27 protein-coding genes and 1 tRNA gene are annotated in these 26,996 nt (G+C 68.2%); 11 read left to right on the top strand and 17 right to left on the bottom strand.

Annotated elements, in window-relative coordinates:
• Positions 1–98: 98 nt before the first annotated feature.
• From ACFV15_RS04720 to ACFV15_RS04710, 3 genes are all read right to left on the bottom strand, one after another.
• Positions 99–950 carry an Fpg/Nei family DNA glycosylase gene (locus ACFV15_RS04720; protein WP_378348767.1) on the bottom strand — a complete coding sequence of 284 codons (852 nt, stop codon included), beginning with the start codon at positions 948–950 and terminating at the stop codon, positions 99–101.
• 17 nt (positions 951–967) lie between these two features.
• A complete protein-coding gene (locus ACFV15_RS04715; protein WP_091288969.1) occupies positions 968–1,408 on the bottom strand; it encodes a DUF983 domain-containing protein in 441 nt (146 codons plus the stop codon).
• A gap of 106 nt (positions 1,409–1,514) precedes the next feature.
• Positions 1,515–2,996 (bottom strand): sigma-70 family RNA polymerase sigma factor, encoded by a 1,482-nt coding sequence (locus ACFV15_RS04710; RefSeq protein ID WP_378348766.1) that lies wholly within the window; start codon positions 2,994–2,996, stop codon positions 1,515–1,517.
• Between the two features lie 185 nt (positions 2,997–3,181).
• Between ACFV15_RS04710 and ACFV15_RS04705 the strand changes: the two genes are divergently transcribed.
• Both ACFV15_RS04705 and ACFV15_RS04700 read left to right on the top strand, forming a co-directional pair.
• Positions 3,182–3,254: transfer RNA gene (locus ACFV15_RS04705), tRNA-Gly, on the top strand.
• Between the two features lie 244 nt (positions 3,255–3,498).
• Positions 3,499–4,962 (top strand): phosphocholine-specific phospholipase C, encoded by a 1,464-nt coding sequence (locus ACFV15_RS04700; RefSeq protein ID WP_378348765.1) that lies wholly within the window; start codon positions 3,499–3,501, stop codon positions 4,960–4,962.
• Here ACFV15_RS04700 and ACFV15_RS04695 read toward each other — a convergent pair.
• The 7 genes from ACFV15_RS04695 to ACFV15_RS04665 all read right to left on the bottom strand — a co-directional run bounded on the left by ACFV15_RS04695 (position 4,959) and on the right by ACFV15_RS04665 (position 10,510).
• Entirely contained in the window at positions 4,959–5,252 is a 294-nt protein-coding gene (locus ACFV15_RS04695; protein WP_378348764.1) for a YiaA/YiaB family inner membrane protein, read from the bottom strand. The genes ACFV15_RS04700 and ACFV15_RS04695 overlap by 4 nt on opposite strands.
• 59 nt (positions 5,253–5,311) lie before the next feature.
• On the bottom strand, positions 5,312–5,722 hold the full coding sequence (locus ACFV15_RS04690) for an Imm7 family immunity protein (protein WP_378348763.1): 411 nt from the start codon (positions 5,720–5,722) through the stop codon (positions 5,312–5,314).
• Position 5,723: 1 nt separating this feature from the next.
• Positions 5,724–6,281: a DUF2716 domain-containing protein gene (locus ACFV15_RS04685; protein WP_378348762.1), complete on the bottom strand. Its 558-nt coding sequence runs from the start codon at positions 6,279–6,281 to the stop codon at positions 5,724–5,726.
• A gap of 137 nt (positions 6,282–6,418) precedes the next feature.
• Positions 6,419–6,823 (bottom strand): hypothetical protein, encoded by a 405-nt coding sequence (locus ACFV15_RS04680; protein WP_378348761.1) that lies wholly within the window; start codon positions 6,821–6,823, stop codon positions 6,419–6,421.
• A 40-nt stretch (positions 6,824–6,863) separates the two neighbouring features.
• The gene (locus ACFV15_RS04675) at positions 6,864–8,378 is read right to left on the bottom strand and encodes a serine/threonine-protein kinase (RefSeq protein ID WP_378348760.1); all 1,515 of its coding nucleotides are present in this window, start codon (positions 8,376–8,378) and stop codon (positions 6,864–6,866) included.
• 234 nt (positions 8,379–8,612) lie between these two features.
• Entirely contained in the window at positions 8,613–8,951 is a 339-nt protein-coding gene (locus ACFV15_RS04670) for a DUF2750 domain-containing protein (RefSeq protein WP_378348759.1), read from the bottom strand.
• Between the two features lie 56 nt (positions 8,952–9,007).
• Positions 9,008–10,510: an LVIVD repeat-containing protein gene (locus ACFV15_RS04665; protein WP_378348758.1), complete on the bottom strand. Its 1,503-nt coding sequence runs from the start codon at positions 10,508–10,510 to the stop codon at positions 9,008–9,010.
• 154 nt (positions 10,511–10,664) lie between these two features.
• On the opposite strand from ACFV15_RS04665, the gene ACFV15_RS04660 reads away from it, so the two are divergent.
• Positions 10,665–11,150 carry a DUF6247 family protein gene (locus tag ACFV15_RS04660; RefSeq protein ID WP_378348757.1) on the top strand — a complete coding sequence of 162 codons (486 nt, stop codon included), beginning with the start codon at positions 10,665–10,667 and terminating at the stop codon, positions 11,148–11,150.
• A 102-nt stretch (positions 11,151–11,252) separates the two neighbouring features.
• Here ACFV15_RS04660 and ACFV15_RS04655 read toward each other — a convergent pair whose 3' ends face one another.
• Complete coding sequence (locus ACFV15_RS04655) at positions 11,253–11,447, bottom strand: helix-turn-helix domain-containing protein (RefSeq protein WP_378348756.1); 195 nt, start codon at positions 11,445–11,447, stop codon at positions 11,253–11,255.
• Between the two features lie 91 nt (positions 11,448–11,538).
• Here ACFV15_RS04655 and ACFV15_RS04650 point away from each other — a divergent pair, with 91 nt between their 5' ends.
• The 5 genes from ACFV15_RS04650 to ACFV15_RS04630 all read left to right on the top strand — a co-directional run bounded on the left by ACFV15_RS04650 (position 11,539) and on the right by ACFV15_RS04630 (position 18,143).
• On the top strand, positions 11,539–12,630 hold the full coding sequence (locus ACFV15_RS04650; RefSeq protein WP_378348755.1) for a hypothetical protein: 1,092 nt from the start codon (positions 11,539–11,541) through the stop codon (positions 12,628–12,630).
• Between the two features lie 129 nt (positions 12,631–12,759).
• Positions 12,760–14,043, top strand: a complete 1,284-nt coding sequence (locus tag ACFV15_RS04645; protein ID WP_378348754.1) for a flagellar basal body-associated protein FliL — start codon at positions 12,760–12,762, stop codon at positions 14,041–14,043.
• 41 nt (positions 14,044–14,084) lie between these two features.
• Complete coding sequence (locus ACFV15_RS04640; RefSeq protein WP_378348753.1) at positions 14,085–15,986, top strand: glycosyltransferase; 1,902 nt, start codon at positions 14,085–14,087, stop codon at positions 15,984–15,986.
• Positions 15,979–16,356, top strand: a complete 378-nt coding sequence (locus ACFV15_RS04635; RefSeq protein ID WP_378348752.1) for a hypothetical protein — start codon at positions 15,979–15,981, stop codon at positions 16,354–16,356. Before ACFV15_RS04640 ends, ACFV15_RS04635 begins: the two co-directional genes overlap by 8 nt.
• On the top strand, positions 16,353–18,143 hold the full coding sequence (locus tag ACFV15_RS04630; protein WP_378348751.1) for a glycosyltransferase: 1,791 nt from the start codon (positions 16,353–16,355) through the stop codon (positions 18,141–18,143). The genes ACFV15_RS04635 and ACFV15_RS04630 overlap by 4 nt, the downstream gene beginning before the upstream one ends.
• Before the next feature lie 158 nt (positions 18,144–18,301).
• Here the strand turns inward: ACFV15_RS04630 and ACFV15_RS04625 are convergent, their stop codons facing one another.
• From ACFV15_RS04625 to ACFV15_RS04615, 3 genes are all read right to left on the bottom strand, one after another.
• Positions 18,302–18,967 carry a response regulator gene (locus ACFV15_RS04625; protein ID WP_378348750.1) on the bottom strand — a complete coding sequence of 222 codons (666 nt, stop codon included), beginning with the start codon at positions 18,965–18,967 and terminating at the stop codon, positions 18,302–18,304.
• Positions 18,964–20,043: a sensor histidine kinase gene (locus ACFV15_RS04620; protein WP_378348809.1), complete on the bottom strand. Its 1,080-nt coding sequence runs from the start codon at positions 20,041–20,043 to the stop codon at positions 18,964–18,966. Before ACFV15_RS04620 ends, ACFV15_RS04625 begins: the two co-directional genes overlap by 4 nt.
• 113 nt (positions 20,044–20,156) lie before the next feature.
• Entirely contained in the window at positions 20,157–20,975 is an 819-nt protein-coding gene (locus tag ACFV15_RS04615) for a helix-turn-helix transcriptional regulator (RefSeq protein ID WP_378348749.1), read from the bottom strand.
• A gap of 102 nt (positions 20,976–21,077) precedes the next feature.
• Between ACFV15_RS04615 and ACFV15_RS04610 the strand changes: the two genes are divergently transcribed.
• Entirely contained in the window at positions 21,078–22,496 is a 1,419-nt protein-coding gene (locus ACFV15_RS04610) for an MFS transporter (RefSeq protein ID WP_378348748.1), read from the top strand.
• 42 nt (positions 22,497–22,538) lie between these two features.
• Here ACFV15_RS04610 and ACFV15_RS04605 read toward each other — a convergent pair whose 3' ends face one another.
• Positions 22,539–23,144: a Uma2 family endonuclease gene (locus tag ACFV15_RS04605; RefSeq protein WP_378348747.1), complete on the bottom strand. Its 606-nt coding sequence runs from the start codon at positions 23,142–23,144 to the stop codon at positions 22,539–22,541.
• 156 nt (positions 23,145–23,300) lie between these two features.
• Between ACFV15_RS04605 and ACFV15_RS04600 the strand changes: the two genes are divergently transcribed.
• Complete coding sequence (locus tag ACFV15_RS04600) at positions 23,301–23,825, top strand: RNA polymerase sigma factor (RefSeq protein ID WP_378348746.1); 525 nt, start codon at positions 23,301–23,303, stop codon at positions 23,823–23,825.
• Entirely contained in the window at positions 23,818–24,696 is an 879-nt protein-coding gene (locus tag ACFV15_RS04595) for a VOC family protein (RefSeq protein WP_378348745.1), read from the top strand. The genes ACFV15_RS04600 and ACFV15_RS04595 overlap by 8 nt, the downstream gene beginning before the upstream one ends.
• On the opposite strand, the gene ACFV15_RS04590 is transcribed toward ACFV15_RS04595, so the two are convergent.
• Positions 24,693–26,450, bottom strand: coding sequence for a gamma-glutamyltransferase family protein (locus tag ACFV15_RS04590; protein ID WP_378348744.1), 1,758 nt, complete (start codon positions 26,448–26,450; stop codon positions 24,693–24,695). The genes ACFV15_RS04595 and ACFV15_RS04590 overlap by 4 nt on opposite strands.
• A 10-nt stretch (positions 26,451–26,460) precedes the next feature.
• Positions 26,461–26,946, bottom strand: coding sequence for a GNAT family N-acetyltransferase (locus ACFV15_RS04585; protein WP_378348743.1), 486 nt, complete (start codon positions 26,944–26,946; stop codon positions 26,461–26,463).
• Positions 26,947–26,996: the final 50 nt, after the last annotated feature.

Genomic DNA, 26,996 nt, shown 5'->3' with positions numbered 1-26,996 from the left:
AAAAATCCCAATGCGGCATTCGTCAGGTTTCAGCACGCCAATGTGGCTTTCGTCAGCTCTGAGCTGACGAAAGCCACATTGGGATTTTTTTGGCTGGGTTACTTGAGGAGGCGGGACATGCGGCGGTCGGCCAAGGGCTTGCCGCCGGTTTGGCAGGTCGGGCAGTACTGGAAGGACTTGTCGGCGAAGGAGATCTCGCGGACCGTGTCGCCGCAGACCGGGCAGGGGAGGCCGGTGCGGGCGTGCACTCGCAACCCGGAGCGCTTCTCGCCCTTCAACCGCGCCGCGGACTGGCCGACCGAGCGGGTGACCGCGCTGGTCAGGATTTCGTGGATCGCGTCGGCGAGACGGTCGAGCGCCTCGTCGGGCAGCTTGCCCGGCGTCGCGTAGGGCGAAAGCTTGGCCATGTGCATGATCTCGTCGGAGTAGGCGTTGCCGATGCCGGCGATCACGCGCTGGTCGGTCAGCGCGGTCTTCAGGCGTTCGGTCCGGCCCGCGAACAGCTCGCCGAGTTTTGCCCGGTCGAGTGACAGCGCGTCCGGTCCGAGCCGCTCGATGCTCGGCACTTCCGAGGGGTCGCGGACGATCCAGACCGCCAAGCCCTTCTTGGTGCCTGCCTCGGTGAGGTCGAAACCCGGGCCGCCCAGATGCACCCGCAACGAGATCGGGCCCTTGCCCGGTTTCAGCGGCGCGGGGGCCAGCGAATCCGACCAGCGCAGCCAGCCGGCGCGCGCCAGGTGCGTGATCAGGTGCAGATCGCCCAGTACCAGGTCGAGGTGCTTGCCATGCCGCGTCGCGTCGGTGACCTCGCGGCCATGCAGGTCCATCGGGGACGGGTTGAACGTCTTCAGGACGCTCAACGAGGCCACGTCGATCCGGCTCACGGACCTGCCGACGGCGTGTTCACGCAGGTGATGGGCGAGTGCTTCGACTTCCGGCAGCTCCGGCATACGCCCAGTCTCGTTCGCTACTCGACCGGATGCAACGGCCCGTCGAAGTCAGGCAGCGAGTGCTTGCGGATGGTCTTCGCGATCTTGGTGACCTCGCCGCGCACGGTGAACATGCCGCGGATGGTGCCGACCCAGCGCTCCGACGGGTGATCGCCTGCCATGTCGCCCTCGGTTTCGGCGACCACGGTCCACGGCCTGCGCAGGATCCAGCGCAGCGGGAAGAACAGGATCACCAGCACCAGCGTCAGGATCACCCATGCGGGGATCTTGACCCCGACCGGAGTCCAGACCACCAGCACCACGGCCAGCAGCACGGTCACGAAGATCATCGCGACACCCGGGCCGTAGCTGCCCGCGACGTCGTGTTCGAAATCATCGGCCGTGGCCGGTGGCCGCCACTCGAGCTGGGCCCTGACCACCCAGTCCCGGCCGTCTTCGCCCTGAACCAGCCGGTTCATCCACGTCCTCCCGCACAACGCTCGCTCCGGGTGAGCACGCTCAACCGTACCGTGATCATGACCGGGCGCGCGAGTGCCAGATGCAGGCAAAGACCCCCAGCATGAGCTACTCGGATGGCTGATCCGCGACGGGCGCTTCGTCCTCGGCCACCGGTTCGTCGTCGCCGATCACCCGCGAAGACCGCCAGGTGGTCGGCAGCGAAGACGTGGACCACGTCTTGCTGTACGACTTCGTCGTGGTGGTCGGCGTGGACGTGGTCGTCGGCGACACGGCCGTCTTGTCACTCGGGGTCGTGGTCGTGTCCGAGCGCATCGGCGAGGTGTCCGACGCCGTGGTGCCGCCGGCGACCGGCGCGTGGGTGCCGGTGTCGACCCTCGGGTCCGTCACGGTGCCTTTCGCTGGCGCGGACGCCTGACCAGCGGGAATCTGTGCGCCTGGCTGACCACCGGCAGGGATTTCGGGCACGTCGGCAGGCACGTCCCCGCCGAGCATCGGTTCAACGGGGTCACCACCGGCGGCGTTCGGACCGTGCACGCTCAGGTGATCGCTGACCGGCGCGACCTTGGGCACGTCCGGCACCTGGACGGCCGGTTTGACGACGCCCAGCTCGGGCCCGGCACCGCCACGGCCTTCCAGCCCGATGGTCTGGGTCTGGTCCGGATCGAACACGGCCGGCCCGACGGCGATGCCGAACGCACCGGCCGCCGCGGTGGACGCGAGCGCCATGCCGACCTTGACCTTGGAACCGACCAGCAGGCTCTTGACCGCGGCCAGCGCGCCGCCACTCGCCTTGCCGGCGGTGAACGCCGCGGCGGGCACCAGCAGCAGCACCGCGCCCGCGTTCGCACGCAGCGAGGAGCAGACGTCACGCAGTTCGTCCTGGGTGTTCCGGCACGACGAGCAGCCGACCAGGTGCGCCCTGATCCGCTGGGCTTCGGCGCCGGTGACACTGCCGGCGGTGAACCCGCCGAGCTTCTCGACCACCGCGCGGCAGCCGTCGGAGCTGCGCCCGACCGAGAGATGCGCCTGCAGATACGCGGCGCGAAGTCCTTGCCTGGCTCGCCTGGCGAGCGCGGCCGTGGCGTTGGCGCTGAGCCCGAAGTGCGGCGCCACCATCGCGGGCTGCTCGCCCTCGACCTCGGTCTGCCACAGCACGGTCCGCCAGCGCTCCGGCAGGCTCGTGAAGGCGCGGGTGATCAGCGAGTGCTCGGCCGTGCGGGCGTTGGTGTCCGCGCCGGCGCCCGCCCGGAAGGTCAGCTCGTCGTCGCTGACGGGGACGTCACGGCGCGCGCCGTGCCATTCCCAGGAGACGCGGCGGGCGACGGTCAGTAGGTAGGCGCGGATGTAGTCGCGTGGTCCGGCGCCTCTGCGCAGCGCCTGGAGCACACGGAAGAAGGTCTCAGCGGTGATGTCCTCGGCCTCGGACTGGTCCGTGGCGAGGCTGCGGGCAAGACGTCTGACCGCGGCGGCGTGCAGCTCGAACAGCTCCCCGAAGGCAGCGTCCTCACCGTCACGGAGCCGCTGCAGGAGTGCCTGCTCGTCGGATCCCGAGGCCGCCATCTGCGGCACAGTGCCCTGCTCGGTCATCCGGCCAGGCACCTCCTCCCCGAAGGACAAACCATTCGGTCGAATGGGGACACCATACGGAGCGAACCCGCAATCGTCACCTCTTGTACGCCAGGTGTAACACCACAGAGCGTTTCCAGGGGTGGGTAAAAGCGGCAACAGCCTCCGGTATAGAGTAGCTCCCGCACCGCCCACACGGGGTGCATGCGGATGTAGCGCAGCTGGTAGCGCATCACCTTGCCAAGGTGAGGGTCGCGGGTTCGAATCCCGTCATCCGCTCTCTCTTCTTCCTCTGGCCATCGTACGGCCATTTGGAGCAATGTCTAGACCACATCGGTCACAGATCGGCTTGCTCCAAAACACTGTCAAGATCGCTGACGGTCACCATTGACCTGGTACCGCCACCCAGACGCACGTATGCCTAGGCCGTTGGCGTGGTCTGTCCGGTTCGGCAGAATTAGTCGTCCAAAGTTCGCTGTTCGTTACCTGGCAACCAACGCCCGCCCGCCGAACAGTGACAGGCATGACCGAACTGACCCGTCGGCGCCTGCTCGGTTCCGCCGCCGGCGCCGCCACCGCTGCCGCCGCCACCCTCCTCCCGCCGAACGTCCAGCGCGCGCTCGCCGAAGGCCCGCCGCGCCGCGGCTCACTGCGCGACATCGAGCACGTCGTGCTGTTGATGCAAGAGAACCGATCATTCGACCATTACTTCGGCACGCTCTCCGGGGTCCGCGGCTTCGCCGACCCCAACGCCGCGAAACTCCCGAACGGCCGCTCCGTCTTCTACCAGCCGGACGCGCAGAACCCGGCGGGCTACGCGTTGCCGTTCCACCTCGACACCCACGCCACCAACGCGCAGAAGATCCCATCGACTTCGCACGCCTGGCAGGTCCAGCACGACGCCTGGAACGGCGGCAAGATGGACAACTGGCTGCCTGCCCACCGCAAGGCCGACGGCAAGAACGGCCCGTACGTGATGGGGTACCACAAGCGCGCCGACCTGCCGTTCCAGTTCGCGCTCGCGGAGGCGTTCACGATCTGCGACGCCTACCACTGCTCGGTCTTCGGCCCGACCTGGCCGAACCGGATGATGTGGATGACCGGCACCGTCGACCCTGACGGCGAGAACGGCGGGCCGATCCTCGACAACAAGGCGCCCGCCGGCGGCTACACCTGGAAGACCTACGCCGAGCGGCTGCAAGAGGCAGGCGTCAGCTGGAAGGTCTACGAGCAGGCCGACACCTACGGCTGCAACATGCTCGAGCAGTTCGCCGCCTTCCGCCAGGCGCCCGCCGGCTCGCCGCTCGCGGTCAACGGCCTCACGCACCGCCCGGAAGGCCAGTTCGAGTACGACGCGCGCAACGGCAAGCTGCCGAAGGTCTCATGGATCATCTGCACGTCGACGGCGTCGGAGCACCCGAACTACACACCAGCCGAGGGCGCCGCGTTCGTCGCAAGCAAGATCGACGCCATCGCGGCCAACCCGGATCTCTGGGCGAAGACCGCGTTCATCCTCAACTACGACGAGAACGACGGGCTGTTCGACCACGTCGTCCCGCCGACTCCGCCGGCGGGCACGCCAGGCGAGTTCGTCACCAAGACCTCACCCGGCGGCACCAAAGGCAACGGGCTGCCGGTCGGCGCCGGGTACCGGGTGCCCGCGATCATCGTCTCGCCGTGGACCGCGGGCGGCTGGGTGTGCTCGCAGAACTTCGACCACACGTCGGTGCTGCAGTTCCTGGAGAAGGTCACCGGGGTGGCGGAGCCGAACATCAGCGCGTGGCGTCGCCGGACGTTCGGCGATCTGACGTCGGCGTTCCGTTTCGACGACCACAAGGCGCAGCCGCCGACGCTGCCGGACACGAGCGGTCCGCTCACGTTGTCCAAGTACGAAGCGGCGAATCTGCCCGCGCCGGTCTTCCCCGGCACGGACCAGCAGCCGCCGTGGCAGGAGCCGGGACGGCGGCCGCACGTGCCGCGCCGCTAGACGGTTTCCTTGAACGGATCATGCTCGGCGAGCAGCTTGTCGAGTCTGGCCTGGTCGATGCGCCTGGTGACGGAGGTGTCCTCCTGGCGATCCCTGATCACCTTCGCCAGCGTGAACGCCGACGTCACCAGGTAGAGCATGCCGACCGCGAGGAAGGCACGCACCCAGCCGCTGACGGGTAGATAGATGATGCCCGCGGTCACCGCGACCAGCGCGAGACCGAACGAAAGTGCCGCCTGTGCGTAGAACGCGGTCGTCGTGGGCGAACTCGAAGGCACGGTTTTGGTCATGTGCTCAAAGTTCGGCCACGGCGACCGCGGTGTCTTGAGTACGGCTACTCAAAAGCCGGTCACGAGTCGAATTCGGGATACCCGTCGATGACCGTCGGCGCGACCGGTGAGAGGTGCTGGTCGGCGAGTTCGGTGACCTGGCCGCGCGCCATGCGGTGCACGCGGAAGTCGTTGTCGTGGTCCTCGTCCTGGTCGTCCCAGACGTGCAGCAGCCCGTAGGAACCAGGGGCGAGCTCGCCGACCCTGGTGTACAGGTCGAGCAGATCCGGCCCGAACGTCGCGCCGTGCTTGGCCAGCCCGCCGAGGTGCAGCTGCGGGACTCCGTTGATCCACTGCAGATCGACGACGTCCAGCTCGCCGAAGTCACGCACCGCGCGGTGCACGCGTTCGACGATGCGCTCGAGCAGCGAAGGGTCGTCGTCGCCCGACGAGGTCGCTTGCAGTGTCACCCAGCCGTGGTATTCGTACACGTCAAGAGCCTAGGCGTGCGGTGGATTCACTATCGAGAGCGGTCCCGTCGCGGCGCAGCTCCTTGGTGAACTTCTCCTTGCCGTGCCGCTCGAACGCGGTCGTCAAATCCTTGCCGTAGACGCACAGCGAACGTTCCCACGGATGCCCGAGCGTGCCGAACCGGTAGTCCGACGCGAGGAACAGGTGATAGTCACCCTGCGGGAACACCGAGACCGGCCACTGCTGGCCTTCGCCCATCCGGTGCGGATAGAACTTGTACGACTGGTGCTGCCAGTGCAGCACCCACACCCACTCGTCGAGCTTCACGCAGTCGCGCAGCGCGTGCAGTGCGATCCGGTTGACTTCGTCGGCCTCGATCGAGTTCGGCCCGAGGCGGAACTCCGCCGACCCGCGGTCGGCGTCACTCGCCGAAAGGTCCCACGTGACCGAAGGTGATGGCTCGGCGAAACCCGGCCAGGCGTGCGGAAAAGTACTCGGCCAGAAGCGGAGTTTGTCGTACACCCAGTACCACGCGGGTTCGTCGACGACCCTCGATACTTGTTCCCAGGCTGGATTCACGAGCGACCTCTGATACTCGGCCGGATAGACGGGTGAGAGCTTCGCGGAACACGAAACGGCCCGTTTACGCGTCTGCGTACAGTCACTGTAAAGGCTGCGAAACTGATCTTTGTGGTCGGTGCCACCGTCACACTCGGTTACCCGGCGGAAACGGCGCGCAATTCCGAAAGTGGCTGGTCCAGCTGGGGGTCGTAGCCCTCCAGGCCGGTTTCCCGCTCGACGATGTCGGCCAGCGCGTAGACGTCGACCTTCGTCTTGGTGGCGGCGGAACCCTGGTGCCAATGGGGAACGGTGATGGTCACGTCGCCATCGGAGAAGGTCAGCTGGATGCCGGTCGGCTCGTGGGTGAGCTCGCGGGAATCGCCGTCGTCGGACTGCTTGAGAGTGCCCAGCAGCGTGGTCGCCTCCGCGAAGATGCGGTCCCACTGTGCGGCACATTTCGCCGAGAGCGGGCCAGAGGCGGCGTTCTCCGCCATCTCCTCGAAGGCCTCATCCCAGGACTGGCCCGGCTCTCTGCGAACGAAGTTGAGGTCATAACTCATCCCGCACACGTTAGCGACGAGCGCAAGTACCCGGATGGACCTACGCCGAAATGAGCACGTATCCGAGCATCGTCTCCTGCGCTTTCCCCTCGCAGCCCGCGCTCAGCGAGTCGAAATGGTCGTTGCCCGCGTTGCACCGGTAGAGCGGCTGCGCGGTGCCCGTCGCGGGCGGCGCGGTGAAGATGAACCCGAGCTGCCCGAGCGTCTCCTGGCCCGCACAGCCGCCGATCGCGGTGAACCAATCGTCGTCATTGTTCGCCTTGCAGGCGAAGAGCTTCGCGGTGCCGGGCTCGGCCTTGGCGACCACGGCGCCGAGTGCGCCGTCCGCGGAAAATCCCTTCGGCGCCTGCACCTTGCGGCTGGCGGTCGAATGCCCGCGCTCGGCGCGGTAGCGCGTCAGCGGCACCAGCTTCCGCTCCGGTTGCGCGGCACTGGACGCCGACGGACTGGGTGCCTCTGACGGATTCTCGCCTGCCGGCCCGGCGGCGCCGGAGGGCGGCGCACTGTCCTCAGTGGACTCGGCGGCTTCCGTCGACGACGCGTTGGCTTTCGCCTTGCTGGGCACCGTGGTCTGCGTGGTGACGGCTTCCGTGGTCGGCTCCGGTGCCGCGATGGCTTGCTTTTCGTTGTCAGGCCTCAGTAAGTAGATCGCCGCCAACGCGGCGACCACCGCGACCGCGATACCGGCGAGCGCGAACCGCCGTCGTGGCTTGGCTTCCGCGGCCTTGACCGGTTCGATGTAGACGGTCGGCGGCTCGACGGGAATCACCGCCTTCCCGGTGAGCAAATCCCGCACCCGCCGCGCGTCGATGCGTTCTTCCGGCGCCTGCGCGAGCAGGCCGCGGATGACCGCCGCGAGCGCGCCGGTCGTGTGCTCCAGCACCGGCGTCTCGTACATGATCGCGTGCAGGACAGCCGCGGTCGTCTCACGTTCGAACGGCGCGCGCCCCTCGGCCGCGTGATAGAGCGTGGCCCCGAGCGACCAGAGATCCGAAGCGGGCGTCGGCCTGGCGCCCGCGAACAACTCGGGCGCCATGTAACCGGGCGAGCCCATCACGCCGCCGGACTGCGTCAGCCCCGGATCGTCCATCGCGCGGGCGATCCCGAAATCGGCGAGCTTCACGCGGTCACCCGGCAGCACCATGATGTTGCTGGGCTTGACGTCCCGATGCACGATCCCCGCCGCGTGCGCCGTCTCGAGCGCGCCGAGAATCCTGAGCCCGAGTTCGCTGACCCGGCTGCCCGGCAACGCGCCACCGCGTTCGAGCAGGTCATCGAGGGTGGGTGCGCTGACCAGCTCCATCACGATGTAGGTCGCCTTTGGCTCGGCGACCACGTCGTAGACGGTCACGACGGCGGGGTCGTTCAACCGCCCGGCCGTGCGCGCCTCGCGCATCACCCGCTCGATCTGCGCGGGCGTCGTGCCCGGCGGCGTCTGCAGCTCTTTGAGCGCGACCTGCCGCCCCAGCACCCGGTCCTCGGCCCGCCAGACGACGCCCATGCCGCCACGGCCGAGCTCGCCGAGCACCGCGTACCTACCCGCGACGAGTCTCATGCCAGCCCCTTTCGAGGCCGTAAGGCTAAGCAGCCGAAATCCTCGGCGATTCAGCGACCCGAGCACATTTCCGGCAGTGTCGAATGGAACGGAAACCGCTGGTCAACGGGCCGATTCAGACCTGTTCGACGAATCCGATCAGTAGATATCGGACGGTCGGTCGATGCCTTCGCGAGTACAGACCCACACGATCGAGTGATCCTCTGTCAATACCCGTATCCATTTGTAAAACGGTCAGCCGGACAGCCGCGCGAGCACTTCGCCCGCGGTCAACGCGAAGCCGGTCATGGCCGGGCCCGACCAATTGAGGCCGACGAGCAAGCCGTCCTTCTCGATGCCCGCGAGTTCACGCTCGACCCAATGAGCCAGCGGGAGCGACGCTGGCTTGAGTCCGCCGCCCCACACCTTCGCGGCCCGTGCCGCTCGCGCCTGGGTGGACCAGTACGGCAGGACGCGAAGACCGCTGTCGTTCACCGGCGACGGCGAACCCTGGTCGTCTCGGACCTGCCAGACGACGCCGGTACGCGCGATGTCGCGGAAGAAGGCGTCTGCGTGCGCCGCACTCTGACTCACGACGTTGACCGTACCGACGAGAGGGAGCCCTCATCGAAACGAGGGCTCCCCAGCGGTCAGCAGCAGGCGCCTGGCGAGCAGCCGCCTTCGCGGTGGGCGAGCATCGGGCAGGCCCAGCCGAAGTCCGGGTCGGGCACGAGCGGCAGGCGTTGCCGCGCGGGCTTTCCGGGCTTCGCCTTGCCGGGCGTCGAGACGAGCTGGACGTTGGTTCCGCTGTCCTGCGCGTCATAAGCGCCCTTCGTGAGCGAAACGATCTCCACGCCGCGCTGGAGGTCGGCGATGAAGACGTTGTTCTTGTGCCAGTAGGGCGCCCACGAGACGGCGGCTTCCGGTCGCCAGTAGGCGATCTGAATCGGCTTGGCAGGGTTCGAAATGTCGAGGAACCGGGTGCCCTGCTCGTACCAGGAGTAGGCGACGATCCGCTTCTGCACGTCGAAGTAGTGCGCGGAGCAGGTGACGTCGCCGGGGATGGTGCCTTCCTGGTCGTCCGGGCTCCACACGCCGACGGTCTTCATCTCGGCGGGCTTGCTGCCCCAGCCTTCGCCGTGCTCGGTGCCCTTGAGCGACGAGATCACGAACCGGCCCTGGTCCTTGCACGTCGACGAGCCGAACGCCTCTTCGGTGTGCAGCAGCAGGCTGCCGGGCGGGTTGGCCGCCGACGGCTTCGGACCGTCGGCCAGCGTCCGGCCGACCGGGCGGAACGAGTTGTGCGTGAACGAGGTCGGCATGTCGATCTTCGGCACGGCGCCGCCCGCGTACGGGACCGGGTCGGCCGCGGTCGCCCAGCGCACCTTGCCGGTCAGCGGGTCCTTGTGCCAGCCGTCGGTCCAGTAGCCGCGAGTGCCGTCGTCACCCGCGACCCAGGCGATGCCCAGCGCGTCGACCTGCACATCGTGCGTGATCTTGCCCTGGCCGGGAGTGCCACGGACATCGACGGAGACCGGCAACTCCTTGGGGTTGCGCGGATCGCGGATATCGGTGACGAAGATCCGCCCGGTCTTCGCGTCCGACCGGTCCAGCCCGGCCGTCCACAGGTACTGGCAGTCGTTGATACACGTGGTCGTGTGCCCGGTGTTCTGGCGATGGAAGCTCAGCAGCTCCAGGTTCGCCGGGTCCACGGCCGACACGAGGTAGTTCCCCGTCGGCCGGTCACCCGGCAGCTTCCGCCCGAACGAGTTGACCTCGCGGGCGAGGAAGACCAGCTTGCGCTTCGGGTCGACGTTGACATCCTCGTTCTCCCAGAAGCGCTGGCTCGGGTCGTCACCCGGCAGCGCCATCTCCTGCTTGGTCAGGTGATCGAGGAACTTCGGATGCTCGACATCACTCACATCAAAGGTCTTCAAGCCGAATTCGCCGCTCACGAACGCGACGTCCTTACGCCCGTACTCGGCGAACGCGATCGAGATCGCCCGCTCGGTGCCGGGCAACGTGTTACGTAGCTTGACGTTCTTCTCGGCCGCGGAAAGCGCGGGCTGCTCAGTGCTCTGGGCTGCGGTGGCGGTGCCTTGGACGGTGAGAACCATCAACAGGCCTGCTGTCAACGTAGCGAGAACTCTCATAAGCAGAGCGTGGCAGCGACGATCATCGCCGGGCTACGTACGAAGGTCTGTTGAACCGTCCGTTTCCGGCCACCCGCTCGTCTCGAAGCCGACTCTGGTCAGCGGTGGGTCAGCTAGTCATGCGGAGACTTCTGAAAAAGTTCAGAATTGAGAGGTGACTACCGAAGTGCAGTGGAGCGAGCTCCAGCGCGACCCGAAGAGCGTCGCCGCGCTCGCCGACAACGGCGACGTGCGGGTTCGGCGCCGCGATGGTGCCGCGCTGCTGCTCACCAGGGAAGACCGGGCAAGTTTGGCGGCAGCGGGCGCTGTTTCCGCAGCGCGGGCGCTCCGGAACGTGCTGGCTCACCTGCCTGCCGGTATCGCGGCGAAGGCGTTGCTCGACGAGTTTCCCTGGGTCGACGTGCTCCCCGAAGAGGAGCGCACGCAGTTCGTGTCCGACTTCGCCAGGGCCTTTCAAGCGTCCGCGGAGTTGGGGGAATGGTCAGTGCTGGAGCAGACGGTCAGGGAGTGGCGCAGCACCGCCGCGATCCATGCCGATCCGAAGCTCGCGCAGCGGCTTTCCGAGCCACTCAGCGACGACCTCGGTTCGCCACCTCGGAAATCGGCGGCAAGATGTTCGAACAGTGGCAGTACGAAGTGACCGCCGGCGGGCGGATCTGGTACTGCCCTGATCACGAACGGCGCATCGTGTGGTTGGTTCTGGCCAGTACGGCGCATCCGAAGGCCACGGACTGACCTCGGGTCACGCCGCCGATGATCGCGGCGACAACCGCACGGTCAGCTCAGCACCCAAGGCATTGGCGAGCCGCTCGAGGACCGGGATCGTCGGCACCGTGCCACCCGCTTCGAACCGGGCGATCGCCGGCTGGGTCATCCGCGCCGCCTCCGCGAGCTGCGCCTGGCGGGAAAAGGACCGTGTCGCCCGGGGCCAAGGCACGACATACTGCTGGCGCACGCCGCGGAACCGACCGCTTCGCGTGCCTGAAGCGCCGTGTAACACTGTGGCCCCACGAGGGCAGGGGGTTCCCATGAGCTGGCAGGAAGAGCTGCGACGGCTGGATGCCGAACTGGCTGCCGGCAAGCTCAGTCATGATCAGCACCGGAAGCTCCGTGATGAGCTGCTGGCGGGTGCGTCCGGTGGGGGGACGGCTTCGCCGGTCGCTTCGCCGTTGCGGCGGCCTGCCGGTGGGCGGCAGCAGGGGTGGCAGAGCGCCAATCCGGGGCTTGACGCTCCCAGGACCGCGCCGCCGAAGCGTGAGGCGCCGTTGCACGAGGCGCTGACCAATGGGCGGCGGACGACCGCGCCCAGCCCGGCCGATCAGCGGCAGACCGAGGCGATCGCGTATCCGAACCCGTTCGACCAGCCGACCATCGTGCATGCCGCCGTGCAGCCGATTCCGCCGCTCGCGGCGCCTCGGCACGCGGCTCCGCCGCCGCCTCCCGTTGATGAGGGGTTCCGGCCCGCGCCGCCCAGGAACAGGCGTAAGCCGGTGTGGGCTTTTCTCGCGGTCGGGGTGCTGCTGGTGCTCGCCTTGATCGTGGGCGGGGTGTGGTGGTTCGACAGTGGCAAGACCGAGGACACGGCCGCGCCGCCCGTGCCCAGTCCGGTGCCCGCGGTGCCGACGAGCAGCGCCCCGGGCAACACCGTCAAGGAGCCGACGCTCGAGGACAAGCTGCCCGTACTGCCAGGCACGCCCGACAAGGACAACTCGATCATGTCCGTCGCGAAGGGCGCCGAGCTCGGGCATTACTCGAAGGAAGCCGCCGAGTTCTTCGAGACCAAAGGGGTGACCGATGTGGTCTTCCGTGGCTCGGCCGATGGCTCGAACGGGTACTTGATACTGGTCATTCCGGCGAAGAACCCGGCCGACGCCGCCGCGATACTCAAATACCTGCACGACAACTCGCTCAGCAGCGGGCTCAAGGAGCAGAAGGTCGGCGCTTTGTCCGCGCTGACCGGCAAGAACGCCAACGGCCAGATGAGCGGGACCGGGTACGTTTCCGGCGCTCTCGCGGTGACGACGTGGGTTTCGCAGGACCTGAACGGGAACGCCGCCGCGCTCAACCAGCGGCTGGCCAAGACGGTCGCGGAGATCCAGAAAACACTGCCGGGGAAGTAGCAGGTCACGATTGGACCCGCGCCTGCGCGCCACGGCGTCGACGTGCACAATGCTCACGTCACCGTACTAAGTGGTATCACGACGGCCGGGAGTGCGCCGTCTGGGCACTAAAAGATAAGGGGGCTTGCCTTGTCCTGGCAGGAGGAACTGCGCAATCTGGACGAGGAGCTCGCATCGGGCCGCCTCTCCGCCGACGACTACCGCGTCCGCCGTGACCAGGTGCTGTCGTCAGCCGTCGCGTACGGCGACTCCGGCCAGCAGCAGGCGCAGGCGCCGCAGCAGCCCGCGCAGCAGCAGTATCAGCAGCCGCAGGCCCCTCAGCAGAACCAGCAGAACCCGCCGCAGCCCTCTGCCGACTCGACGCAGATCATCGCGCCGGTCAACCCGCCGCAGCCGAACGCGGAGTCGACGCAGATCGTGTCGAGCGCGGATGTCGCGCCGGAGCGCACGCAGGTCGTGAACTCCTGGCAGCAGCAACACGCCGACCCGAATCGCACCCAGGTCGTGCCGAACTCGCCCGCCGGTGGGTTCCAGCAGCCGCACTCCCCCGCAGGCGGTTTCCAGCAGCCGCAGCAGTACCAGCAGCAGCCTGCCTGGAACGCGCCCGACCAGGACGTCGCGCCGCCGTGGGGCGGCTCCGACTTCCCGCCGATCGCGCCCGCAGGCAGCTCCGAATGGGTGAAGCAGGGCCCCGAGGTCTTCGAGGACCGCACCGGCCGTGGCAAGGGCGGCAAGATCGCCGTGATGGTCGTGGTCGCGCTGCTCGTGCTCGCCGGTCTCGGCATCGGCGGTTACTTCCTGTTCAAGCCGGGCGGGACCACCGACACGCAGGAGAGCACCGCGGCTCCGGCCCCGACTTCGCAGCCTTCGCCCGCGCCCAAGCCGAAGTCGCCGATGGAGCTCCTGCTCGAGAAGATCCCGAACCCGAGCGGCGAGCCTGATCCGAAGAACAACGTGCTCGGCGTCGGCCAGCTCGTCGGCACGAGCGTGCTGGAGCAGGGCGAGGTCGACATTCTCACCGCCGCGGGCGTCAAAGAGGTCGCCTGGAAGGGCTCGCAGAAGCAGCCGGACGAGTTCGGCCCGCAGCCGGCGAAGATCTCGGTCATGGTCATCCCGGTCGGCAGCGCCGCCGGTGCGACCGAGCTGCTCAAGCAGCTGCGCGCGTACCAGGCGAACAACGGCTTCACGCTGATCTCCGAGCCGCTGCCGGAGATGCCGGAGTCGGTCTCGCTGCACAAGAAGACCGGCGACACTTCCGGTATCTACCGCGGCACCTGGGTCTCTGGCGACAACGTCATCCGGGTCAGCATCGACCAGCAGTTCCCCACCGACAAGATCGAGGACGAGAAGGCGCTGAGCGGCAGCTACCAGCGAGCGGTCAAGAAGACGCTCACGCCGTTCCCCGCTTCCTGAAAACGCACTCGACCAGCACGTGGACCTGACAAGCTAGGAAGATGATGACCCTCTACACCGCCGGCATCCTGCCGCCGGACCGGCCGGTCGGCCATCTCTTCGAGCTACGCGGCTGGACGAGTGGGGTCAGCAGGGTCGACGACGTCACCGTGAAATTCGGCGAGGTCGAGGCGAACCTGCACCCCGAGCCGTGCCCCGGCGCGCCTGCCGGCGCGCTCGGGTTCCGCGCGGTGCCGAGCAGCTGGGTGCCGTCCGGCGCGCAGAAGGTCGTCGTCGAGGGCCCGACCGGCGAGACGCTGACCGAATGCCCGTTCTTCGTCGGCGTTCTGCCTGGTGAAGAGCCATTGTGGCTCGGCGAGCTCGAAGCGCCGAAGACGACGAAAGTGTCCGAGGGCCGGGTCGTCTACGTGACCGGCTGGGCACTGCTCGATGGCCGCGCGCCAAGCCTGGTCGAGGTCATGGTCGAGGGCGGCCGGACCATCCGCGCGCGCACGCGGCTGCCGCGTGAGGACGTCGCCAAAGAGTTCCCTGCCTTCGACGACGCCGGGGTCAGCGGTTTCGAAGCCTGGGTGCCGATCGACATCGAGCCAGGCGAGGAGCGGAACCTCTCGATACGCGTCCGCTATCGGACCGACGGTGTCGGCGAGTGGGTTTCGGCCAAGCGGCCGTTCTTGCTGCGCAATCCCGAAGCCGACCTCGACGACGCCGAACTCGCCGACGAGCTGGCCGGTGACACCGCCAAGGCGATGGCGCGCGTGCAGGTCCAGACCGACCCGAAGCATCTGCTGGTGTTCACGCACAGCCTCGGCGTCGGTGGCGGTCAGCTGTGGCTACAGGAGCTGCTGACCCGCATGGTCAAGGAGCACGACTGGCAGATCAGCCTGGTCAGCGAGACCGACGGCCCGCTGCGCGCGGACTGTGCCGAGCTGGGCATCCCCGTGCACGTGACCACGCATTACCGCTATCAGACCGTGCCGGGTTACGAAGGCCACGTCGCCGAGATGGCCCGGTTCGCGAAGTGCTCCGGCGCCGGGGTCGCGCTGGTCAACACGCTCGGCGGGTTCGTCGGCGCGGATGCGGCCAAGCGTGCCGGTCTGCCGACCGCCTGGGTGATCCACGAGAGCTTCGAGCTGCCGACGTTCGCGTACCAGAACTGGGGACCGGCGAAGCCGCCGCACGCGGTCTGGCAGCGCTGGGTGAGCGCGCTCGGCGAGGTCGACAAGCTGCTCTTCGTCGCGGACGCCACGCGCGAGATGTTCCTGCCCTACAGCAAGCCGGAGCGGTGCCAGACCGTCCGCTACGGCACGCCGATGCACAAGTTCAAGGGCCGCACGCGGGGTGAGACGCGGCGTCAGGCCCGGCAGACGCTGGGCTTCTCGCCGGACGACTTCGTCATGATCAACCTGGGCATCGTCGAGTCCCGCAAGGGCAACGGCCCGCTGATCAGCGCCATGCAGCGCATCCACAAGCTCCACCCGAACGCCAAGCTGAACATCGTCGGGCACCACCCGTCGCCGTACGGCCTCGCGCTGGAGGACACCGTCGAGCGCGCCGGGCTGGAGGACGTGGTCAACCTGATCCCCGTCACCCCGGACCCGCTGCGCTGGATCCAGGCCGCCGACCTGTTCGTGAACAGCTCGGACATCGAGTCGCTGCCGCGGTCGATCCTCGAAGCCGTGTGCTGCGGGGTGCCGGTCGCCGCGACCGACGTGTTCGGGGCGCGCGAGATGATCACCGACGGCGAGACCGGATGGCTCTTCGAGACCAACGACGTCGACGCGCTCGCGGCGGCGCTGCTGCGCGCGCTCGACGCGACGCCCGCGCGCAGGCGCGAGATGGCGAAGGCCGCATACGAGAAGCTCGAACCCTGGCTCGACCCGTCCGGTTACGCCCGCGACTTTTCCCACATCCTGACCGAACTCGCCGGGGGTCACCATGTCTGAGCACGAAGAGATCACCAAGCTCCGCGCCGAGCACAAGGAGATCTCCGACCGCGCCGAGGCGCTGGCAGCCGACCTGGCCGTGCTGCGCCAGGAGCGCGCTTCGCTGCGCGCTGAGCTGGCCGCGACGCGCGAAGAGCGCGACAAGATGCGCCTCGCGCTGCTGGACGCCGAGCTCGTGCTGTCCGCAGGCGGCTCCGAGGCGACGGGCTTCGACGTCACCGGTGACCTGACGCCCGAGCGTCAGCGCCTGTTCGAAGCCGAGCGCCGCGCCGCCGAAATGGCCCGTGAGCTGGACGCGACGCACCGCACGGTCAGCTGGCGCGTCACCGCGCCGCTGCGTGCGGTCCGCAAGAAGATGGACCGGCCGTGAGCGCTGATCTCTGTTTCGTCTCCGCCGAGGGTGGCTCGGCGTTCATGGAAGAGCTGCTCGAGGTCGTCGCGGACGCGGTGCGTTCGGCGGGCGGGCGCGCGCGGACGGCCGTCGGCCGGTTTCCCGACGCCGAATCCGACACGGTCTACGTCGTCGTCCCGCACGAGTACTTCGTGGTCGCGCCGGACGCGGATTTCCCCAGCGCCGAGCAGTGCCGCCGCACGATCGGTTTCTGCGTCGAGCACCCCGGCACGGACACCTTCGAGCGCAATGCCGCGCTGGTGCAGGGCCTGGGCGGGGCCGTCGACATCAACCACGACTCGACGGCCGAGCTGAGCCGCCGCGGCATCAAGGTCGAGCACTTCCAGCTGGGCTACAGCCCGCTGTGGGATCTCTGGGGCGGCGACCCCGAGAGCACGCGCGACATCGACGTCACCTACCTCGCCACGGCCGAGCGGCGCCGGTCGAAACTGCTCGCCTCGTACGCCCGCGACCTCGCGGGCCTGCGTACCCGGCTGCTGACGCCGCCGCACGAGATGATGGCGACCGCGCGCGTCGACTTCCTGCCGGGTAAGGCGAAACTCGAACATCTCGCCGCATCGCGGTTCATCCTCAACCTGCACCGCGAGCAGAAGCAGACCCTCGAATGGGTGCGCACACTCGAAGCGATGTCGAACGGCTGTGTGGTCATCACCGAGACGTCGATCGACGTCGAGCCGATGATCCCCGGTGAGCACCTGGTGATCGCCAGGCCGGACTCGCTCGGCGCGGTCGCGGCGGCGATGGCCGCGGAGCCCGAGCGCGAGCGGCATCTGCGGATGGCCGCGTACGAGTTCGTGAAGACACTCGACATCGCCGGTTCGGCCCGCATGCTGATCGAATTGGCGTCTTCGCTGGTCAACGGCACCACTCCGGCAGTCAGCGTGGAAGCGGCGCGGGCGCACGCGGCGAGCCTGCGCTCGCCGGAGAACGCGATGGCCATCGACACGCCGTCCTGGGACGCGCGCTTCGCGGGCGACCGGTCGATGGGCACGCCGGTCACCGCGCGGGCGACGGCGCAGGCCGGTCAGCTCGCGCAGCGGGCGGCGGCCGCGCGACGGCTCGCCGAGCGGCGCTGGGTGCCGGCCTCGGGTTCGCATCTGTTCGCGGACTCCGCGCACGCCGATATCGACGTGCTGATCGTGCGGCGTCCCGGTGAGGTCGACCCGGATGACCTGGTCACGGACCTGCTGACCGGCACCGTGCTGCCGAGGCGGGTCCTCGTCGGCGAGGACGGCGTCTCCCCTTGGCCCGCACCCCGGCCGTATGACCTGCTGCTGAACGAGCGGCCACTGGGCCGTGGTTTCACGCGAAACATTCTGTTGGAGCGCTCGTCGGCGTCGATGCTGCTCGTGCTCGACGGCGGCATGCGCGCGTCCAGGCATCTGCTGGAACGGTTCGTCGCGGCGGCAGACGGCGTCGACGTCGTGCACGCACCGGTCGGCGATCCGGTCGACGGCCTGGTCGGCGCGTTGCCGCCGGAGGAACGGCGCCTGCGCACGCTCCCCTATCTCGGCAGCGGCTACCTGGTGCGGCGATCACTGATCGACACGCTGGGCGGCTGGACCGAGGAGCCGCTGCTCGAAGGCCTCGAAGACCACCTCTTCTGGCTTCAGGTGGCGCGCGGCGAACACCGATCCGCGCTGGTCCAGCAGCTTTTGCTGCGCCGGCTGCGCCCCGACCCCGACCCGCGTCCGCTCGATCTGGACCCGAGGCGAGCCTGGGCCGCCGTTAGTCCAAAAGGGTGACATAGGCCTCTGAGTGCGACCACGTCCCACAGTCAGGCGTCCTTGAGGCAGAGCATCTGCTGACATGACTGAGGAGTCGCGATGACATTCGAGATCGTCGTGGTCGCAGTGCTCGCCGTCGTCTTCATCGTCCGCGTGGCGCTGCAGCTGAGAAGGCCCTAGCGTCCGCGCGGGGTGACCAGTCCTGATTCGTAGGCGAGCACCACGAGCTGGGCCCTGTCGCGGGCCCCGATCTTCGTCATGATCCGGCTGACGTGCGTGCGCGCGGTCGCCGACGAGATGACCAGCTGGTTGGCGATCTCGTCGTTGGACAACCCGCCTGCGACCAGCGCGAGCACCTCGCGCTCGCGGTCGGTGATCTCGCGGACGGCGCTGGTGTCGATCTGCCGGTTCTCCGGCCTGCCGACGAACTCCGCGATCAGCCGCCTGGTCACCGTGGGCGCGAGCAGCGAGTCGCCGTCGGCCACCACCTTGATCGCGCGGAGCAGCTCGACCGGCTCGGTGTCCTTGAGCAGGAACCCGCTGGCGCCGGAGCGCAGCGCGTCGTAGACGTACTCGTCGACGTCGAAGGTCGTCAGTACGAGGACCTTCACGTGGTCGAGGTCCGGGTTCGAGGTGATCTTGCGGGTGGCCTCAATGCCGTCGACACCGGGCATCCGGATGTCCATGACGACGATGTCGGGCTTGAACTCGGTGGCCATCGCAACCGCCTCTTCACCGTTGCCTGCCTCACCGACGACCTCGAAGCCGTCTTCGGTCTCGAGTAGCACGCGGAATCCAGCACGCACCAGCACCTGGTCGTCGGCCAGCAGAACGCGGATCATGGCGCCCCCTCGATCGGTAACTCGGCTTTGATTTCGAACCCGCCGTCTACAACGGACGCCGTGAGCCGCCCGCCGAGCGCCGCCGCCCGCTCACCCATGCCCCGCAGGCCGTGCCCGGGTTTCGGCTGAACCGCTCCCGTCCCATCATCCCTGACGACGAGCTGGAATTGGAGGTCTTGTTGTCCGAAATGGACATCGATCTTCGTCGGAGCGTTGGCATGGCGCACAACGTTGGTCAGCGACTCCTGCAAGATCCGGTAGGCGGCGCCGTCGACCGGCGCGGGCAGCTCGCCGGGTTCACCGTGAACCCGCACGTCAAGCCCGGTGGCACGGGCACGCTCGATCAGCTCCGACATCTGGCGCAGGCTCGGCGCCGGTGCCCTGTCCTCGCCACCGCGCAGCAGTGCCACGGTCGCGCGGAGGTCCTTGAGCGCCGAAGCGCTGGCTTCCTTGATGTTGATCAGCGCTTCCTTCGCCTGGTCCGGCCGCCGATCGGCGACGTGCGCGGCGACACCGGCCTGCACGTTGATCATCGCCAGGCTGTGCGCGACGACGTCGTGCACCTCGCGCGCGATCCGCAGCCGTTCCTGCTCGGCCATCCGCTGCTGCTGCTCGGAGGCCCGCTCGCGGTTCGCGGCGATGACGGCCACCCGGTTCTGCACGGCGGTCCCGATCCCGATCACCGCGCTCGCCAGCACCAGCACCACCACGCCACGCATGTCCGGGATGAGCGCGCCGCCGGTTATGACGTAGGCGATCCAGCCGGCGGTGATCAGCGACCCCGCGGCGATGCTCGCGACGACCCAGCCACGAACCCTGGTCAGCACGAACAGCGCGATGGTCGGCAACACGAACACGGGACCCAGCGCGTAGTAGTGCACCCCGAAGTACGCCCAGGCGAGCACGCCGGAGACGAGGAAGACCGTCAACGGGAAGCGGCGCCGCACGATCAGCGGCAGTCCCGCCGCCGCAAGCCAGAGGTACGCGAACGCGTCGAGCCGATGCGTTTCCGGCTGCCACCTGGCGGCTCCGGTGTGCGCGGCAAGCACGAGAAGGGTCGCGATGACCGCGGTCATCGCGTCCGCCTTGCGCACTGTCTTCCACACGGGAGGCAAACTACTCCGAGTAGAGCGCCAACAGCGTCCCCCGAGAAGCGGTTCTCGTACTACGTCAGGTGCGGTATTCCACCTCAGCTGAACATGGGCAGTTTGCCCGCTGTGTCCTCATCCGCAGGGGTATAGGTCGTCATCACGATCTCCGAGCGGCGGCCGAGGTAGAGGTACGCGAAGTTGAATCGCAGCATGCCGACGTCGGGATGCAGGAACCGCTTGGTGAGGATGCGCTCGGAGCTGACGTCATGCTGGTCCCAGACGCGCTCGAAGAACGGCGATTCCTCCCGCAGCCGCTTGACCAGGCATTTCCACGCCGGTTCGGTGAGATGTTCGGCCATCGCGGCCCGGAACCCGGCGATGACCCTCGGCAGATTGATCTCCCAGTCCGGCAGACGGCTGCGCCACTCGGCGTTGGTCAGGCACTGCAGCAGGGTGTTGCGTTCCTCGAACGGGAGGCTGTCGACGTCGCCCATCAGCCAGTTGTAGGACCGGTTGTAGGTCAGCAGGTCGCAGCGCGCGTTGCGGACGGCGACCGGGAGCGGCTCCAGCTGGGTCAGCATCGTCTGCATGGCAGGGGTGATCACCCGGCACTCGGTCTTGATGGCCGGTTCGGGCGCGCCGGCGAGGGTGAACAGGTGGGTGTGCTCGTACGGGTCCAGCCGCAGCGTGCGCGAGATGGCCTCGAGCACCTGCTCAGAGGCATTGATGTCGCGCCCCTGCTCCAGCCAGGTGTACCAGGTGACCCCGACACCGGCGAGCTGCGCGACCTCCTCGCGCCGCAGGCCGGGCGTGCGACGGCGACCGCCCTGCGGCAGCCCGACCTGGTCCGGCGTGATGCGCTCGCGGCGGCTGCGGAGGAAGGACGCCAGCTCGTGGCGCTGGACGGCGACGGTCATGTATTCAGGTTCGCACACGCGTGAGCCGGGTGCCAGGTAGTCGTAGTACCAGGATAATCAGACTCCTGGTACCAGGTTACGAGGCAGCGGATCGTAGTACCCATGACCTTGACTCAAGCCGCGCCAACGCGCGTAGTCAGGCCGGGCCTGTCCACTGCTGGCCTGGTCACCGTGCTGCTGGGGGCGGCACTTCCGATCATCGACTTCTTCATCGTCAACGTCGCGCTGCCGACGATCAACGCCGATCTGCACGCGTCCACCGCCACCTTGGAGCTGGTGGTCGCGGCGTACGGCATTTCGTACGCGCTGTTGCTGGTGGTGGGTGGGCGCCTGGGGGACGCCTACGGCCGCCGACGGCTGTTCTTCATCGGGCTCATGGCGTTCACCTTGACCTCGCTGCTCTGCGGGATCGCGCCTTCGGTCGACATGCTGGTGCTGGCCAGGGCGTTGCAGGGGGCGGCGTCGGCGTTGATGCTGCCGCAGGTGCTTTCGATCATCCAGGCGTCGACCTCCGGGGAAAGCCGGTCGAAGGCGCTGGGGCTTTACGGCGCGATGGGCGGGATCTCGACCGTCGTCGGCCAGCTGGTCGGCGGACTGCTCGTCTCGGCTGATCTGTGGGGCACCGGCTGGCGGCCGATCTTCCTGGTCAACGTGCCGATCGGCCTCGTCGGACTGTGGCTCGCCCGGCAGACCCTGCCGGAGAGCCGGTCGGAGAACCCGCACGGCGTCGATCGGCTCGGGACTGTACTGCTGGGCGTCTCGATCCTCTCGCTGCTGGTTCCGCTCATGGAAGGGCGTGCGCTGGGGTGGCCGGTGTGGAGCATCGTGCTGCTGGCCGTGTTCCCGTTCGCCGTCTGGGGTTTCGTGGTGGTGGAACGGCGGATCGAGCGTTCGGGTGCGATGCCGCTGCTGCCGCCGTCGGTGCTGCGGATGCCGTCGATGCGCCGCGGGCTGCTGGTGGGAGTGCCGTTCTTCGCGGGGTTCGGTGCGTTCATGTTCGTGGTCGCGGTGACGTTGCAGGAGGGTTTGCACTTCGGGCCACTGAAGTCCGGGCTGGCGCTGACCCCGATGGCGGTCGGCTTCTTCACGATGTCGCTGGTCAGCAGCCGGTTCGTGACGCGGTACGGCCAGCGGGTCGTGGTGGCGGGCGCCGCGATCCAACTGCTCGGGCTGCTGGTGCTGGTGGGGACAGTGGCGATGGCCTGGCCGTCGATCACCGTGCTGGACCTGGCGCCGGGGATGTTGCTGGCAGGCGTCGGGCAGGGACTGGCGATGACCACGCTGTTCCGGATCGTGCTCTCGCGGGTGCCTACCGAGATCGCCGGTGTCGGTAGTGGCGTGATGACCACGACGCAGCAGGCTTCGCTGGCGCTGGGCATCGCGACCTTGGGCAGCCTGTTCGCCTCGCTGATCGGCTCAATCGGGGTCCGCGACGCGTTCATGACGGTGATCGGGCTTCAAGCCGCGCTGACCGCAGGGGTCATGTGGTTCGCGCGTCGACTGCCCGACCCGCGGGGGTAAGGGGTCGTGAGCGTTGCGGGCGTTAATAACCGCCCGCAACGCTCACGAGCCCAGTTGGTCGAGGTCGAGCTTGAGCGGGAAAGGCTCGGTGGTGGTGAACGTGCCGGTCGCCGCGGGAGCGTCTTGGTAACCGAACACCCCGGCCTGATGGCACGCGACGAGCGACACCCGATCAGCGAGGTCGACGATCCAGTAGTGCGGAATGCCCGCATCGGCGTATTCGCCGTGCTTGGTGACGTAGTCGGTGCGCTTCGAACCCGGTGACACGATTTCGACGACCACCACGACCTCGGACGCCTTGTATATCCCGCCTTCCGCGTCAAGCCGCGCTCCCGCGGCCTTGCTCACCACGACTAGGTCCGGCCGTCTGGAGAACGCCAGCCCGTTACCGGCCAGGCCCCCAAGGTCGATATCGATGTCCTGAACAACCTCGAGGTCGCCAGGTAGCTGCGGAATCAGTTGCACGGCCAGCTTCAGTGAAGCCACATTGTGCGCACGCCGGGGACTCGGTGACATGTGGAGACGACCTTCTACGAGTTCGGTGTAACCCGATTCGGTCTCACCCAGCGACAGGTACTCCTCAAGCGTCAGCAGGTGATCGGGCATCGCGAGCCACGGGTGTCCTTGCGGTTCGGGAAGGGCCGTCACTGCGTCTCCTCACGTCACCGGCATTGTCTCATGATCCGCGATCGGACACCCCACACTACCATGTGGCCTAGTCCACTTTACGTGCGTAGCCCGCGCTGCTCGAAAAATTCGAGATTCACCCGTTGGAGATTGGGCTCCCCGAGCGACGATGAGGGTGTGACGGAACCGCGGGTGCATCGGGACCCGGCCTTCGCGCTACTGGCTCTGTACGAGTCGGCGCTGCCGGAGGTCTATGGGTACCTGCTGTCGCGGTGCGGTGATCGCACGCTGGCCGAAGAGCTCACGTCCGAGACCTTTCTCGGCGCGGTCAGTGCCTGCCGCAAGGACTACGCGCCCCCGGTCAGCATCGGCTGGCTGATCGGTGTCGCCCGGCACAAGCTCGCCGATCACTGGCGGCGCAAGGAACGTGAGGACCGCGGGCTCCGGATCGTCCACGACAGTGAACCCGAGGTCACTGATCCATGGGACAAGGAGCTCGACGCGCTGCTGGCCAGGCAGGCGCTCGCGACGCTCGGTCCGCATCACCGGTCCGCGCTGACGTTGCGCTATGTCGACGGGCTCGGCGTGCCGGAGGTCGCCGCGCATTTGGGACGCGGCGTGCACGCGACCGAGGCGTTGCTGGTCAGGGCGCGCACGGCGTTTCGGAAGGCCTATCAGGAGAAGGAGGGCAGCGATGCTTGATCCGTTCGACGCGCTTCGCCGTCCTCCGCAGCCCATCGAACCCGACGCGGACTTCGCCGAGGAGCTGCTGACGCGGCTTCGCGAGGCCGTGTTGCGAGGAGAAGACATGACCACGACCGAGGCGCCGTCGCGCGCCGAAACCCGTTCGCTCACGCCCTACCTCGCCGTTTCCGACGCGCGGGCGGCGCTTGACTTCTACGTCGAGGTGTTCGGCGCCACCCGGCGAGGCGACCCGATCGTCATGGAGGACGGAAAGATCGGGCACGCCGAACTGGCCATCGGTGATTCCGTGCTGATGCTTGCCGAGGAGCACCCCGAGATCGGGCATGTCGCCTCGACGGCCGGTGGGGCGTCGGTGCGGGTCGAGGTGTCCGATGTGGACGCGAGCTTCAACAAGGCCGTGGAGCTGGGCGCCGAGGTGATCCGCCCGGTGACGGCGTCGCCGTATGGCACGAGCGGGGCGTTCCGTGACCCCTTCGGCCAGCGGTGGCTGGTGTCGCAGGCAGCGGCGCCGACCGCGCCAGGGCAGAAGCCTGCCAAGCACGGCGAGGCCATGTACTTCACGTTCCAGGCCCCGGACGACAAGCTCGCGAAGACGTTCTACAGCGCGGTGCTCGGCTGGCAGTTCTCGGCGGGCAGTGTCGAAGGTGCTTGGGGCTTCGAAGGGCCTGGACTCCCGGGCGGGCTCTGGGGCGGGCAACGTCAGGTCGGCTGGAAGCTGATGTTCGCCGTCGATGACCTGGACGCCGCACTCGACCGAGTTCGCGCGCAGGGTGGGCAGCCGGGCGAGATCGAGAACCACCCGTATGGCGACACCGCCGATTGCACCGATGACCAGGGCATCGAGTTCTGGCTCTGGCGCAAGCCCTAGCGGCCGGCGGCGTAACCCTGCGCGCCCCGTGGGTTGGCGGCGGCGCGCAGGATGCCGGTGGCCGGGTCGCGGGACACGGCCGACAGGCGGCCGAGTGACCACGGTCCCGCGTCGACGATCTGATGGCCGCGCTCGGCGAGTTCGTCCATTGTGGACTTGCCAAGCCTGGACTCGACGACCAGCTCACGGGGCGTCCATGAGCGCGGGTAGAACGAGCTCGGGAACGCCGTGGTGTGCCAGGCAGGCGAGTCGATGGCCTCTTGGAGGTTCAGCCCGCCGAGCGTGTGGGCGAGCCAGAAACACAGCTGCCATTGGTCTTGCTGGTCACCACCCGGCGTGCCGAACGCGATCGTCGGCTCGCCATGACGCAGCGCCATTGACGGCGAAAGCGTGATGCGCGGGCGTTTGCCGGGACGCAGCGAGTTGGGCAAGCCCTGTTCGAGCCAGAACATCTGCGCGCGCGAATCGAGGCAGAAGCCGAGTTCGGGGATCGTCGGGCTCGACTGCAGCCAGCCGCCGGACGGGGTCGCGGACACCATGTTGCCAGCGGCGTCGACGACGTCGATGTGCACGGTGTCGCCGCGCGTCTGCCCCTGCGGGCCGACGGTCGGCTCACCGGTCGCGCCGGAACCCGCTTGCGCGCCACGGAGTTTCTCGATGATCGCGGGCAGGCGACCGCCGTTGCCCGGCCGCAGTTCGGCGCTCGCCTCATCGCTGATCAACGCGCGGCGCGCGGCCGTGTACTCGGCGGAGAGCAGGAGGTCGAGCGGGACCTCGGTGTCGCCGTACCAGGCCTCGCGGTCGGCGAACGCGAGCTTCGCGCACTCGGTCGCGAGATGCACCGTGCGCGCGGTCGGCACGCCGTCCACATAGGACAGCTCGTCGCGGAAACCGTCCAGCAGCAACACCTGCTGAGCCAACGCCGGTCCCTGCGTCCAGGCGCCGAGCTTGACCAGCCCCCAGTCGCCGACGTCGGTGATCAGCGCGTCTTCGTAGGTGGCTTCCCAGTTCGCGAGGTCGTCGGCGGTGAGCAGGCCCGCGTGGTCGCGGCCGGAGTCGTCGCGGAACGCCTGACGGCTGAACGCGTCGACCGCCTCCGCGATGAACCCTCGTGACCAGGCACGGCGCGCGGTCTCGATCTGGGCGTCGCGGTCGTTGACGGACTCGGCCTCACGCAGCAGCCGTTCCCAGGTCGCGGCCAGCGCGGGGTTGCGGTGCAGTTCGCCGGGACGGGCATGCAGCCACAGCTCGGCCGACGACGTCCAGTGGTCGCGGAACAGATCGGACACCGCGGCGATCGTCTCGGTGACGCGGTCGACGAGCGGGACGCCGTCGCGGGCGTAGGCGATCGCGTACTTGAGCACGTCACGCAGGCTTTTCGTGCCGTGGTCGCGCAGCATGAGTAGCCAGCCGTCCCACGCGCCTGGCACGGTCGCGGCCAGCAGCCCGGAGCCGGGGATGAGATCGAGGCCCAGTCCGGCGAAGTGCTCCGGCGTCGCGGCGGCCGGCGAGACACCCTGGCCCGCGAGGACGCGGGGCGTGCGATCCGACGCGGTCACGAAGATCGCGGGCACCTGCCCGCCGGGACCGTTGAGGTGCGGCTCGGCGACTTGGAGCACGAACCCGGCTGCCACGGCCGCGTCGAAGGCGTTGCCGCCGTCTTCGAGCACCGCCATGCCGGTGGCCGAAGCCAGCCAGTGCGTCGATGCCACCATGCCGTGGGTACCGGCGAGTTCCGGCCTGGTCGTGAACACGTCCCAGATACTACGCGTTGCTAACGAATTTCACGTAGCGATGAGCGGGCACGAGAATCAGCCCATCGGCACTCGGCGCGTAATGATCGAAAGGTCCCTCGTCGACCCAGCCCTGCCGCTCGTAAAACCGTCGCGCCCTGGTGTTGCCCTCGACAACGGCGAGCCAGGCCCGCTTGTGGCCGTTGCGCACGACGACCTGCTCTGCCGCGGCGAGCAGCACCGCGGCCACCCCGGCTCCCCGGTGCTCGGAGGAGACGTAGACCTGCTCGACCTCATCGGCGATCACCATGACGAACCCGGCAAGCACCCCACCGACGACCGCGACGACCGTTTCGTTGACATGCTCGGACGCACGGGTCGCGAACGACTCGTCGGTGCGGACCTCGACGAGTCCGTCGGGGACGTTGCCGAGATGAGCGTCGCGCCAGCCGTCGCGCCAGATCTTGGCGACGGCGGGCGCGTCGGCCGAAGTCGCAGGTCGCAGGGTTACGGACATGCCGAGACCTTAATTCAGCAGAGCACGAAGTGACACTCCGCTAGCGTTGC

The organism is Amycolatopsis sp. NPDC059657 (genome assembly GCF_042734395.1).
GTDB lineage: Bacteria > Actinomycetota > Actinomycetes > Mycobacteriales > Pseudonocardiaceae > Amycolatopsis.
The sequence above is the reverse complement of the archived record's forward strand: the minus strand, read 5'-3'. Positions and strand labels throughout refer to the sequence as shown.